The organism is Kaistella sp. 97-N-M2 (assembly GCF_021513235.1).
Taxonomy (GTDB): domain Bacteria; phylum Bacteroidota; class Bacteroidia; order Flavobacteriales; family Weeksellaceae; genus Kaistella.
In genome coordinates, this window is record NZ_CP090976.1 from 2,680,823 (window position 1) to 2,693,580 (window position 12,758).

A 12,758-nucleotide genomic window follows, 5' to 3' on the forward strand; every position below is an offset into this window, starting at 1 on the left:
CATGAGATTAAACAACCGCAACAAAATTGGTTATTTTAATTTTTTAAGTACATTACTCGTTATGATATCCCTTTTTGGGGTGCTGATTTTTCTGTTGGAACGTTACAAATATCATTATTTAGGCTGGGGCGCGGCAATCTTCGTTGTAATTCCGTTTCTGCTGGCAATTGTTTTTTATCTTCGGGGGCGCCAGATTTTCGAATTCGACAGTGACGGCGAGGCCCTAAACTTTAAAAATAAAAATGTATTCCTTTTTTTGGACCGACCGCTCAGCGACGAGTTTCCGAAATACAAACTGCTGAGTTACGAAATTCTTAACGCATTTATTTTTAAACGTTTATACATTAAAATCAAAAGTAAAAAAAACAATTCCGTTACTTTAAGATATGACGTTTCTTACCTGACCAAAAAAGAATTGAATGACCTCAAATTTTCCTTAAGTAAAGTGATTAAAACAAATAAAGAGAGAGAAAACAGTTGATGGAAGAACAAGAAAATCACCACGAAGAATCACTGAAAAAAGTTTCCGGTCTCTACAAAGACTGGTTTCTGGATTATGCTTCCTATGTTATATTAGACCGCGCAATTCCCTCAATTTTCGATGGTTTTAAACCTGTTCAGCGTCGCATCATGCATTCGATGCGCGAGCTGGAAGACGGTCGCTACAATAAAGTCGCCAATATTGTGGGAAACACGATGAAATATCATCCGCACGGCGATGCTTCCATAACTGATGCCATGGTGCAGATCGGGCAAAAAGAACTGCTCATCGATGCGCAGGGAAACTGGGGAAATATCTATACCGGCGATTCTGCCGCAGCGGCGAGATATATTGAAGCGCGTTTAACGCCCTTTGCGCTGGAAGTGGTCTTCAATCCCAAAACCACGCACTGGTCCAAATCCTATGACGGCCGAAATAACGAGCCAGTCGATCTTCCCGTAAAATTCCCGCTGCTGCTCGCTTCGGGTGTAGAAGGAATTGGCGTGGGGCTTTCCACGAAAATTATGCCGCACAATTTCAATGAGCTGATCAACGCATCGATAGCTCATTTGAAAGGAAAAAAATTCGAACTTTTCCCGGATTTTCTAACAGGTGGAATGCTGGATGTAACGAATTATAATGACGGTGAACGCGGCGGAAGAATCCGGGCGCGCGCAAAAATCATTCATAAAGATAAAAATACGCTTTGCATTACGGAGCTTCCGTTTGGTAAAAATACGGGCGACTTAATCGATTCGGTGATCAAAGCCAATGATAAAGGCAAGATAAAAATCAAGAAAATTGAAGACAATACATCAGATACCGTCGAAATAAACATCCATCTGAATAATGATGTTTCGCCGGATAAAACCATTGATGCTTTGTACGCGTTCACCGACTGCGAAATCCCGATCTCGCCGAATGCCTGCGTGATTGTAGGCGATAAACCGGAGTTTTTAAATGTTTCCGAAATTTTACGCCGAAACACTGATCATACAGTTTCTTTGCTGAAAAAAGAACTCGAAATCGAACTGCACGAACTTCAGGAAAACTGGCATTTTGCGTCGCTGGAAAGGATTTTTATCGAGAACAGAATTTATCACGATATCGAAGAAGTAAAATCCTGGGAAGAAGTCATTTCCACGATCGATGAAGGTTTGAAACCGCATACCAAACATCTTTTACGCGCGGTGACGGAAGAAGATATTTTGAAGTTGACGGAGATCCGCATCAAACGGATTTCGCGCTTCGATCTTGATAAATTCAAACAAAATATTCTGGCGCTCGAAGGAAAGATAGAGCAGGTGAAACACAACCTTCTGCACCTGATTCCGTACGCCATCGAGTATTACACCAATATTCAAAAAAAATACGGCAAGGGCAAGGAGCGCAGAACATCGCTACGCATTTTCGATACCATCGATGCGACGAAAGTGGCGGTCGCGAACGAAAAATTCTACGCCAATTTCGAAGAAGGTTTTATCGGAACTTCACTTAAAAAAGATCAGTATTTATTCGACTGTTCAGACATCGACGATATCATTACGTTTCAGAAAGACGGCACGATGAAGGTTGTAAAAGTGGAAGCCAAAACGTTCATCGGCAAAAATATCGTGCACGTTGCCATCTGGAAAAAGAACGATAAGCGCACTGTTTACAATATGATCTACCGCGAAGGACGCGAAGGACCTTATTATATGAAGCGTTTTTCCGTAACCGGTGTTACACGGAACAACGATTACAAATTGGCGTCGGAAGCGAAAGGTTCGGAAATGCTTTATTTTTCTGCCAATCCAAACGGTGAAGCGGAGTCCGTAACTGTTTTACTGAAATCCAACGCACGCGTCCGAAAAAATAAAATCGAGATCGATTTCTCCGAACTTGCCATTAAAGGTCGCGATTCCAAAGGAAATCTGGTAACGAAGTACCCGATTAAAAAAGTTGATTTAAGGGAAGAAGGCCATTCTACGTTGGCGCCGCGAAAGATTTGGTTTGATGATACCGTACGGCGCTTAAATGCCGATGCCCGCGGAACTTTGCTCGGAAGTTTTAAAGGCGATGATAAAATTCTCACCGTCAATTCCCATGGCGAAGCTAAATTGATTACGTTTGATCTGATGAACCGTTTTGAAGACGATTATCTGATCCTGGAAAAATGGAAACCCGAGCAGCCGCTCACCGCCGTTTATTTTGATGGTGAAAAACAAATCTATTTCATCAAACGCTTTTTGCTGGAGAATACGACGAATGTGCAGCAATTCATGCCGTCCGATCATCCTAAATCTTTTATCGAAAACGTAATTGTCAGCACCGACGCGACTTTGGAACTTATTTTCGCGAAAGAAAAAGACAGGCAGAAAGATCCCGAAACCATTAATATCGATGAGTTTATCAGCGTGAAAGGCATCAAGGCTATCGGAAACCAGCTCACCAAAAATAAAGTAAAAACCATCAATGTGACTATTCCGGAGACTACGGAAGAAATCAATGAAGGATTTGATGTCGTAGAAACGACAGATGGCCATATTAGCTTCATCGATGTTGATGTGAAAGATGAAGATTTTCCGGAAGAAGGAAAGCTCGGCGAATTACCGTTTGAATAATAACGACTTCAAAAAATTATACAAAAAAGACGCTTTTCACGGCGTCTTTTCTATTTTTAAGGTTTCTTAAAACTTTACTTTCAGCGTCATTTCTTTTCCTCCCCGCAAAAGGTTCACCGGCAATTCGTCGCCGGAGTTTATCTTCGCGAGACAATCCATATAACTGTAAACTTCTTTCACCACACATTTATCGATTCTTAAAAGGATATCACCGGCCTGAATTCCTGCGTTGGCAGCCGGCCGGTTTTCCGAAACGCCATCGATGTGAAGGCCGTCTTTCGTATCCGCGTAACTCGGCATAATGCCGAGCGTCACTTTGTATTTTGGAACCGCTTTGCTTGCGGAAATTTTTGTTTTTGTGAACGGAATATTTTCTGCCGCTGCCAAACTATTCGCAAGATTGAAAACATAGCTTGTGATATTTTTCAAGCCCGTAAAATTGATTTTCTCTGTATCATCGCTGGGTTTGTGATAATCGCTGTGCGTGCCCGTAAATAAAAACAGAACCGGAATCTCTTTCAGGTAAAAACTCGTGTGGTCCGACGGTCCAACGCCGGAACTGTCGACCGCCAGATTAAATCCGGCAGGTTTATATTTTTTAATCATTTCGCCAAAAACCGGCGAGGTGCCAACTCCGCCCATTGTGAGATCTTTATCTTTATCCAGTCTTCCCACCATATCCAGATTCATCATCGTAACGACATTTGGATATTTTGTTTTGATGGTTTCTGCAAACTTTTTCGACCCCATCAAACCGTCTTCTTCTCCGGAAAACAAAGCAAAAATATAGTTCGCTTTTTCTCTGGATTTGTTTTGAGAAAACATTCTGGCCAATTCCAGGACCGCCGAAACGCCGGAAGCATTATCATCCGCGCCGTTATGAATTTGTCCTTCAGAATTCACCAGCGTGGAGTTGTGGTGTTCGTTCAGTCCCAAGTGGTCGTAATGCGCACCGATTACAATAGTTTTTGCAGCTTTGTTATCCAAATAACCAATGACATTTCGCGCGTTTACTTTTACAGACGAAGTGTCTTCGTGCGGATTTAATTTAACGTCGTAAGAAAAATTCTGTGTGTAACTTTTACCTTCGAAAGGTTTCAGTTTTAAAGTCTGAAATTCCTTCGAAATATAGTCCGAAGCTTTCTTTTCGCCCTCGCTTCCGGCCAGTCTTCCTTTCAGATCATCGGAGGCGAGATAAGTCACCGTGTTTAGCAGGTTCTTTTCCGAAACCATTTCGGCGGGATCACTATCTACCCAATCTGCAATAAAAACGTTGGTTTCGTGCGGCTTTTCGGCCTGTCGGTTGCTGGAGAAAACAAACTTTTTTCCGTCCGGCGAAAACATGGGAAAGGCGTTGAATTCGCTTTCATACGTGATCTGATGAAGATTTTTACCATCAACGCCTATCGAATAAATTTGGAAATCGTACCCTCTCGTCGAATGATGATTGGAAGAAAAGACAATACTTTTGTCGGACGGGTGAAAATAAGGCGACCAGTTGGCTTTCCCGAGGTGCGTAATCTGTTTTAAATCTGTCCCGTCAATGCTCATCGTGTAAATCTCCATTTCTGTGGGAGCCACAAGGTTTTCGGCGAGCAGATCTTTGTAATCTTTAATGGCTTCGGGCGTAGTCGGCCGCGAAGACCGGAAAACCAGTTTTTTGGAATCGTGAGAAAAGAAAGCGCCGCCATCATATCCTAAACCTGAGGTCAATTGTTTTAAATTTTTCCCGTCAATATCCATGCGCCAAAGTTCGAGATCGCCGCTTCTTGTTGACGTAAAAACGATGTATTTTCCGTCGGGCGAAACCACAGCTTCGGCATCATAGCCCGGCGAGTCGGTTAATTTTTTCGTGATTTTTCCGGTGAGATCAGCAATGTAAATATCAAATTCAGCGTAAACCGGCCAGAGATATTTGCCGTCCGTGCGCGGCTTCGGTTTCGCAGGACATTCTTTGCCGGATTCGTGCGTTGAAGCGTACAAAATATGTTTACCGTCGGGCATGAAAAAAGAACACGTGGTTCTGCCGTCGCCTGTGGAAATTAACTGTAGATCTTTCGTGCTAATATCTTTTTTGGTAAGATCCAAAAGATAAATTTGGTCACAATGCGCTCCAATTAATGGATTCGTCACCTGCATAGTCAGTTTTTTGCTGTCGGGAGAAAAATAGGCTTCGGCATTATCACCCCCGAATGTTAATTTCTGAAGGTTTTTCAGGTTAACTTCCTGAGAAAAAAGGAGGGAAGAAAAGCTTAAACAGGCAAATTTTAAGAAAGATCTGGACGCAATCATCGGTAGATTATTTTTGTTCTATCAAAGATAAGGAAATAAAAAATCGCAGCTGAACTGCGATTTGTACTTTTTAAAAAGGATATCCGAAGGCGAAATTCAGCACCGGTTTCAAGGGTTGCCATTTGTTGATGACCCAGCGGTCGCCCATTGGTTTGTTCGGATCGTAAACTTTGTACGCCGCGTCTAAACGCAAAGTGATGTAGGCCACATTAATCCTCAAACCCAGTCCCGTACCGACGCCCATTTGGGATAAAAATTTGTTGAATTTAAATTCATCGCCAAAACCATTGTCTTTCAAGCTCCAGATATTTCCGGCATCGACAAACGCCGCGCCTTCAAACATTTCGGTGAAAGGCATTCGATATTCGATATTTGTCGTGAGCTTTACGTTGTCCATAATATAGGAGCGCACTTTTTCATCCAGCTGAGAATCCGAAGGTCCTAAACCGCCGAAAACACGCCATGCGCGTATATCATTGGATCCACCATTAAAATAAGACCGAACAAAGGGCATGGTGCTGGAGTTTCCGTACGGAATACCGACGCCGATAAACTGGCGCAACGCCAACGTATGCTTATTATTAAAAAGACTGTAATATTTTCGCACGTCGAAATCGAATTTCACAAATTGGGAGTAGGGAATATTGAAAATACTTTTTGAAGTCCCCGATACAATGCCGTCTTCGCGCTCTCTGTTATTGAAGATGTTGAAAACGTTTCCGGCGGTCTCTACTTTCGCATTAAAATACATCGGATTAGGGCGGTCTTTTTTACCGATCTCGTTGTAAATAAAATTGTAGACCATCGACGAAATTAATACGTCCTGCGTTTGGCGGTCTTTGTTTATTAAAGATTGCAGAAATGTATTATAAGTGCCCAGTTCCTCACCTGAAAGAGAAGCCACGAAGTTTGTGTCGTTTAAAATTAATTCAGAAAAATCATCGGAACTAATTTTATTGTCGATAAAATCCTGGTACAAAGCAGGAGAGTAGGTTTGGAATAAAGAATTTCGAACTTCCGCATCTGCGGGAAAGAAATCATAATACCGGTCTTTATTTCGGGTTAAACTTAATTGCGTATTGAAAAGCGACAGACGATGGGACACGATATCGTTTACATTAGCGAAATAATTTAAACTTCCGTTAAAGTTGATTCTGCCCAAGCCAATATTATTTTGAACTGAGGTTCCCAAAATGATCGACGAGGTTGGCGAATATCTTTTCGGAATGAGTTTCCAGGTTTTAAAAGGCAGCAGCAGCCGCGGAAAATTTAGGGTGGCCTGCGCGGAAATTTCGTAGGCTAAACTTCTTTTCTCCGTGTTTTTGGTGTTCACCACAGATCCGAATACGCCGGATACGTTTGTACTTAAGTTCTCTGCGCCGCCGAAAATATTTCTCGTGGTGAGATCGACGGAAGGAGAAATTCCGAAATTTAAAATCTGGGAGTAATTGATATCGGTGGAAACCTTAAAATCATATTTCGGCAGCGGAGCGAGGTAATAGCTGACGTCTAAAATACTGTCGCTGTTCTTCCGCAAATCTTCATTATACTTTATGATGGTAAAATTGTTGGTGGCTGCAATATTTCGCTTTGTAAGATCCAGGTTTTTCTGGTCGTACACTTCGCCTTTCCTTAAAATAATGGGCCGCCACAACGACATAATTTTAAATTGATCATCCAGCTTATAAAAATTAATTCCGAGCAAAGAATCTTTTGTGGTGCTCGCGGTATCTGCAAGTTTTTCTAGAAGATGAACTTTGATGTCGCCAATGGTGGTAATTTTATACGGCGAATCGATGGAATCTTTATGAATATCCATCGTAAGCGGAACCTGTTTTCGGCTTTGTAAAGTATCTGCCGTGAAATAAATTTCTTCGTTGGAACTGTTGAATTTGTAATATCCGCGCTCCTTCATCAGATCGCCGATTCGCTTTACTTCTTTTTCGAGGATGCTTTGATCGAGAATTTCGCGACCTTTAACCAAACTTTTGTTAAGGTCTTCCTCATAAATTCCTTTGATGGCAGGATCGGGAATATTATAGTAATAATCGCTGATATTGGTTGGATCCTTATGAGTAATTAAATAATTGACCTGCGCTTTTTTTGCCGCAGAATCCAAATCATGACTGAATTTCACTTCGGTATCCCAATAACCTTTGTAAACAAGAAATTTTCGAATGGAATTGGCACTGATTTCCGTTTTGCCCTGATCTAAAATAACAGGCGGCTGCCCAATATTATGCATGAACCGTTGGGCAAACAAACTTTTTCCCACATATTCGGGATGTTCGTATTTAATGAAAAGGGAATCCCGCAGTTTTTGATCGCGCATGTCTGAAGGAAAGGTCATATATTCGTTAAGAATCGAATCATATTTGGGATTGCTCGCATTATAAAACCAGAGCCCGACCGGAAAAAGAAATAACTGTTTTTTATTCGGTTTTTGGCTCACATAATCCGGCACATCATCGTCGTGGATCTTGCCGTCTTCATATTTAAAAGTATTTTTGGTTAATAAAAAATCGCCCTCAGGTACCTTTTTTGTCGTACTACAGGCGTATAGAAAGAGTATGGTAATTGCGGATGAAAAAAATAAGTAATACTTTTGAAAATATATTGAAATATGCTTACGGCTCATAAAATAAAAATTTTACAGTCTTTAGACCAAAAGAAGTTCAGACAAAAATACAATTTGTTTTTGGTTGAAGGCAACAAAACGATTAAAGAAATACCCGCTTCGCCCTATAAAATAAGAGAAGTTTTCTCTCTTAATCCGGCGGAACTCCACTTCGAAACCGCCGTTGCTGCTGAAATTTCCGCGGCCGAATTAAAAAAGATAAGTTTTCTGCAACACCCTAAAGATTCTGTGGCTGTTTGCGAATTGAGGGAAGAAAAACTTCAGGAAAACACCGGCATCCAATTAATTTTAGATGGCATTCAGGATCCGGGGAACTTAGGAACGCTCATCCGGCTCGCAGATTGGTTTGGGATCGCGCAGATTATCTGCAGTGAAGATACCGTCGATTTTTACAATCCGAAGGTCATCCAGGCGAGCATGGGATCTTTTGTCCGCGTTAATATTGTATATCAAAATTTAGAAAATTTTCTGCAGAAAACTAAAAATCCCGTTATTGGGACCGATATGGAGGGGTCGAATTTTTACCAATTTGCATTTCCCGACCGCTTTAATCTTGTCTTAGGAAATGAAGGAAATGGCATTCGTCCCGAAATCGAAAAACTGTTAACAGACAAAATTACCATTCCGCGTTTTGGGAAATCCAAAGCCACGGAAAGTTTAAATGTCTCCATGGCTGGGGGAATTATCTTGGGACAAATTTTTAAAGAAAAATAAAAAAGCCACTTTTCAGCGGCTTTTAAATTATATCAACTGTTCCATACTGGAAGTTGTTCTGTTTTTTTGGTATTCCTCCAATTTGGTTCGAATAAATCTTAGTGCGATAGGAGCTAAGTAGATCAGCGCCAATCCGATAGCTTTCTTCTTCCAGCTTGCGTTTAAAATGCTTTTACGGGCATAATTTCCAACAAAGGTAACTGCACCAATCTTTAAGGCATTTTCCACGAGGTTTGAGCCGGCTTCGCTCCGGGCAAAACCTACGATGGAATCTCTGTTCAAAACGGTTTCTTTAACGCTGTTCGAAACTTCCTTCATTATTTCCTGCGTTTTGATCTCTACTTTCATTTCGCCGTCGGGTTGCATTTCTTCTTTCAAATATTTATCTGTAAAACCGTGCGTTAATGCGCTAAGGCTTTCTTTCGTGTTTTCAAAAGTTAAAAGATCCTCCATTTCGGAGATGTCTTTTTTAAGTAATGCCTTTTTACGTCGAAGTTCTTCCAGGCTTCCGAATTTATTTGCCATAATATTAATCTTCTAAAGATTCAAGAATTTTATTTGCTACCATACTTTTAATCGATTTTCTCATCGCGATGACCAGAATTAAAATCAACAGAAATAATCCGGCGACGATAAGCAAACCATAACCATAGTTATGCAGATACGTTCCAATGAGGAATCCTATGCCAAAAAGAAAGAGAAGCATGAAGAAAAGCGCGGAAAAAAGCGCCAAGATAATATAGATGACCGTGCCCAAAATTGAAACCGACTTTTCTGTAGCTTCCAGTTTCAAAAGATCTGCTCTTTTATAGGCGTACTCTTTGATAAGTTCCAACATTTCCTTAATTTTTTTAAAGTTACAAAAAAAGGAACTTATAGCGTAAGTTCCTTTTTATTTTATAAGATAAACGGAATCTAAATTAAGATTGAAGTCCGTCTAATTCATTCTCAACATCTTTCACAACTTCAGTTGTTTTAGAGATTGCCTGATCTTTGTATTTGTCGTAACCTTCTTTTACAGACGAAACCACTTTATCGGCTGTATCTTTAACCTGCGTAGAGATGTTACCATATTGATCTCTTACTTTACCGGAAACATCCTGATACTGCTCTTTCGCTTTCTCAGCAACTCTTCCGTATTCGTCAACCGCTTGATTTTTCAAGTCGCCTGCTTTTTCTTTAATCTTCTTTCTGGTTTCTTTACCTTCTTCTGGTGCATAAAGCATTCCTAATACTACACCTGCTGCTGCACCTGCAAGAAGTCCTGCTAATACTCCTGCTGCGTTATTTCCTTTTTTAGACATTTTAGTTATTTTTAATAGTTAGTAATAATGTTTGATGACTCACGTCTCTTGCGAAGTTGCAATTAATATACCAATCAGCGGAAACGAAATATTAAATTATGTTAAATATCTTGAATGTGAGACAATATCAGCGCAATCGTTTCCATTTTCGACAAATTGGTGTTATCGATAAGAATTGCATCTTCCGCCTGTCGAAGGGGTGCCACTGTTCTTTCGCTGTCGATCTTATCCCGGTGCACCAGATTTTCCCGAACCTCCTGTTCGTCGCTTTCGATGCCGAGGGATTGCAGCTCCAGAAATCGTCTTCGTGTGCGCTCGTCGATGCTTGCGGTAAGGAAAAATTTGTAATCCGCATTCGGCAAAACAACGGTTCCAATATCGCGCCCATCTAAAATAACGCCGCCTTGCTGTGCGATTTCACGTTGGATGTTCAGCAGAAAATCGCGTACTTCCTTTTGACAGGCAATGAGACTCACGTTCGCAGCAACAGCATTACTTCGGATTTCCATCGAGACATTATTGCCATTCAGGAAAAGCACCAATTCGCTGTTAAAATTTCTAAATTCTAAATTGATGTGATCCAGTTTTTGAAAAAGGTCCGCAAGATTAATTTCAGAGTTTTCATTCAAACAATTTGTCAGCGCAAAATAGGTGACTCCACGATACAGCGCACCGGTATCCATATGAAAAAGACCTAGTTTTTCTGCAATAATTTTAGAAATTGAACTTTTTCCGGTGGAGGAATAGCCGTCGATAGCGATTACGGGTTTTCTCATATCGCAAATTTCATCATTTTTTTTGAATTCCGGAAATATAGAGCGTGGAAAGGGGAGGCAGAATTTATTATCTTCTGTTACCGCTCAGCTGGATCAGGTCCATCGAAAGTCCAAACATGTTAACGTTGGACGAGTTGTGGTAGCGCACATGCGAATAATCGAAACGGAAAGAAGATATCTTTATACCGAAACCCGCGGAAAGGCCGGAAAAACTTCGTTGGTCCAAAACAGCCAGTTCGTTTCCGCGGCGTACATTGTAGCCGAAGCGCAGATTAAAACTTTGCTCCGGGAAAAGTTCTGCACCAAAAGACAAATGATCCGCCACTTTTCGCGACCAGCGAATCTCCTGCCCGTTGTTATTAAAATCCTGAGAAATGTTTAATTTTTGCAGATCGTGTGCTGTAACCGTTAGCGCTACAGGAAATTCATCCAGAATTTTCGTGTAGCCTAAATCCACGCGGAAAGCTACGTTTTCCCTTACACCGTTAAATGGCTTAAACTGATACCCGAAATTTCGAAAAACCAAAGCTAAAGTTTCTTTCGTCTTTTCTTTGTAGTACGTTACACCCGCGCTCCCGACTACCGCCATGGACGTAAAATTGTCGATTTTTGAGGTAACGAAATTCGCGCTTCCCGCAATGGTCCAGTTATCATCAAACTGATAGGCATACCCCGCACCAACCGTCGCGTCGAAGGCACCAAATTCTCCATCGATGGTTGCACTTTCGTCTGTCCGCGGAATTCTGCCATAGTCCATATACTTTGCGTTGAAGGAGATCAAATGTCCTTCTTCCAAATCCTTTACAAAGGAAATGGTGCCGTATTTCGAATCTGCCAGGTAGGAGGCATAGTTCACTGAAATCATTTGATCCTGATCTAAATTCATCAACCCGGGATTAACTGCCGCGAAACTTACATCGTAATCCCGCACCGATACGGCGTCGCCACCCAAAGCGGCCTGTCTCGCAGATACCGGAATATTGAGGAAAGGATAAACGTTTGTTCCTTCCTGTGCAAACAAAATGGTAGCGGCAAACAGCAGAGGAATAAGGGTGATTTTTTTCAAATGAAGGAATCTGGTGACAAAAATAATTCTTTTATATAATTTTCGAAAATATTTCTCTGTAAATATAAATCTATAAACGAAATTATTTGGGTTTCCTTATATTTGCCCTGCAAAAAAGGCAATAAAATAAAAAAAATGAAATACAAAAGAATTCTACTCAAACTCAGCGGTGAGGCGCTAATGGGAAACCGATCTTACGGAATTGATAATGACCGCCTAAAAGAGTATGCCGAGGAAATTAAAAAGGTTGTAGATATGGGTTGCGAAGTGGCGATCGTGATTGGTGGAGGAAACATTTTCCGTGGTTTGGCCGGCGCTGCAAAAGGGATGGATAGAGTTCAGGGCGATTATATGGGAATGTTGGCCACCGTGATCAACGGCATGGCTTTACAAGGCGCTTTGGAAGATGCCGGAATCTTCACGCGTCTTCAGTCTGCAATCGAGATGGACAAAGTAGCCGAGCCCTTCATCAAAAGAAAAGCAACGCGTCATTTAGAAAAGGGCAGAGTTGTAATTTTCGGTGCAGGTACCGGAAATCCTTACTTTACCACCGATACCGCTGCTACGTTGCGCGCCATTGAAATTGGTGCTGATGTTATTTTAAAAGGTACCAGAGTTGACGGAATTTATGATTCAGATCCTGAAAAAAATGCAGATGCGGTAAAATATAATTCTTTAACTTTCGACGAGGTTTTCGAAAAAGGGTTAAAGGTAATGGATATGACCGCTTTTACTTTGAGCCACGAAAATAAATTACCGATTATTGTGTTTGATATGAATAAGGACGGAAATCTTTTAAAAATCGTGGAAGGCGAAAACATTGGAACACTGGTAACTGTTACTAATTAGAAAAAAAGGGAGGTAAACCTTAACTAGAAATAAAA

Annotated in this window: 11 protein-coding genes; 4 read left to right on the plus strand and 7 right to left on the minus strand. The window is 41.1% G+C overall.

The annotated features are described in order from the left end of the window. Window positions 1–61 precede the first annotated feature (61 nt). Together L0B70_RS12530 and L0B70_RS12535 are read left to right on the plus strand one after the other, a co-directional pair. Window positions 62–481: a hypothetical protein gene (locus L0B70_RS12530; protein WP_235142111.1), complete on the plus strand. Its 420-nt coding sequence runs from the start codon at window positions 62–64 to the stop codon at window positions 479–481. Next, window positions 481–3,084: a DNA gyrase/topoisomerase IV subunit A gene (locus tag L0B70_RS12535; RefSeq protein ID WP_235142112.1), complete on the plus strand. Its 2,604-nt coding sequence runs from the start codon at window positions 481–483 to the stop codon at window positions 3,082–3,084. The genes L0B70_RS12530 and L0B70_RS12535 overlap by 1 nt, the downstream gene beginning before the upstream one ends. Window positions 3,085–3,150: 66 nt before the next feature. Here the strand turns inward: L0B70_RS12535 and L0B70_RS12540 are convergent, their stop codons facing one another. Then, entirely contained in the window at window positions 3,151–5,376 is a 2,226-nt protein-coding gene (locus tag L0B70_RS12540; protein WP_235142113.1) for a M20/M25/M40 family metallo-hydrolase, read from the minus strand. 70 nt (window positions 5,377–5,446) lie between these two features. Continuing rightward, window positions 5,447–8,014, minus strand: coding sequence for a BamA/TamA family outer membrane protein (locus L0B70_RS12545; protein ID WP_235142114.1), 2,568 nt, complete (start codon window positions 8,012–8,014; stop codon window positions 5,447–5,449). On the opposite strand from L0B70_RS12545, the gene L0B70_RS12550 reads away from it, so the two are divergent. Then, window positions 8,000–8,728 (plus strand): RNA methyltransferase, encoded by a 729-nt coding sequence (locus L0B70_RS12550; protein ID WP_235142115.1) that lies wholly within the window; start codon window positions 8,000–8,002, stop codon window positions 8,726–8,728. The two genes, L0B70_RS12545 and L0B70_RS12550, sit on opposite strands and share 15 nt — an antisense overlap. A gap of 27 nt (window positions 8,729–8,755) precedes the next feature. On the opposite strand, the gene L0B70_RS12555 is transcribed toward L0B70_RS12550, so the two are convergent. From L0B70_RS12555 to porQ, 5 genes are all read right to left on the minus strand, one after another. After that, on the minus strand, window positions 8,756–9,253 hold the full coding sequence (locus L0B70_RS12555; protein ID WP_235142116.1) for a phosphoribosyl-ATP pyrophosphatase: 498 nt from the start codon (window positions 9,251–9,253) through the stop codon (window positions 8,756–8,758). Between the two features lie 4 nt (window positions 9,254–9,257). Then, the gene (locus tag L0B70_RS12560) at window positions 9,258–9,566 is read right to left on the minus strand and encodes a phage holin family protein (RefSeq protein ID WP_235142117.1); all 309 of its coding nucleotides are present in this window, start codon (window positions 9,564–9,566) and stop codon (window positions 9,258–9,260) included. An 82-nt stretch (window positions 9,567–9,648) separates the two neighbouring features. Continuing rightward, complete coding sequence (locus tag L0B70_RS12565; RefSeq protein WP_235142118.1) at window positions 9,649–10,032, minus strand: YtxH domain-containing protein; 384 nt, start codon at window positions 10,030–10,032, stop codon at window positions 9,649–9,651. A gap of 101 nt (window positions 10,033–10,133) precedes the next feature. Further along, window positions 10,134–10,808 (minus strand): (d)CMP kinase, encoded by a 675-nt coding sequence (gene cmk, locus L0B70_RS12570; protein ID WP_235142119.1) that lies wholly within the window; start codon window positions 10,806–10,808, stop codon window positions 10,134–10,136. Between the two features lie 67 nt (window positions 10,809–10,875). Continuing rightward, window positions 10,876–11,874, minus strand: coding sequence for a type IX secretion system protein PorQ (porQ, locus tag L0B70_RS12575; RefSeq protein WP_235142120.1), 999 nt, complete (start codon window positions 11,872–11,874; stop codon window positions 10,876–10,878). A 135-nt stretch (window positions 11,875–12,009) separates the two neighbouring features. Between porQ and pyrH the strand changes: the two genes are divergently transcribed. Further along, on the plus strand, window positions 12,010–12,723 hold the full coding sequence (gene pyrH / locus L0B70_RS12580) for a UMP kinase (protein ID WP_235142121.1): 714 nt from the start codon (window positions 12,010–12,012) through the stop codon (window positions 12,721–12,723). Window positions 12,724–12,758: the final 35 nt, after the last annotated feature.

Coding starts and splice junctions, on each gene's coding strand:
- L0B70_RS12530 (WP_235142111.1), top strand. CDS start 62: ATGATATCCCTTTTTGGGGTGCTGATTTTTCTGTTGGAACGTTACAAA.
- L0B70_RS12535 (WP_235142112.1), top strand. CDS start 481: ATGGAAGAACAAGAAAATCACCACGAAGAATCACTGAAAAAAGTTTCC.
- L0B70_RS12540 (WP_235142113.1), bottom strand. CDS start 5,376: ATGATTGCGTCCAGATCTTTCTTAAAATTTGCCTGTTTAAGCTTTTCT.
- L0B70_RS12550 (WP_235142115.1), top strand. CDS start 8,000: ATGCTTACGGCTCATAAAATAAAAATTTTACAGTCTTTAGACCAAAAG.
- L0B70_RS12545 (WP_235142114.1), bottom strand. CDS start 8,014: ATGAGCCGTAAGCATATTTCAATATATTTTCAAAAGTATTACTTATTT.
- L0B70_RS12555 (WP_235142116.1), bottom strand. CDS start 9,253: ATGGCAAATAAATTCGGAAGCCTGGAAGAACTTCGACGTAAAAAGGCA.
- L0B70_RS12560 (WP_235142117.1), bottom strand. CDS start 9,566: ATGTTGGAACTTATCAAAGAGTACGCCTATAAAAGAGCAGATCTTTTG.
- L0B70_RS12565 (WP_235142118.1), bottom strand. CDS start 10,032: ATGTCTAAAAAAGGAAATAACGCAGCAGGAGTATTAGCAGGACTTCTT.
- cmk (WP_235142119.1), bottom strand. CDS start 10,808: ATGAGAAAACCCGTAATCGCTATCGACGGCTATTCCTCCACCGGAAAA.
- pyrH (WP_235142121.1), top strand. CDS start 12,010: ATGAAATACAAAAGAATTCTACTCAAACTCAGCGGTGAGGCGCTAATG.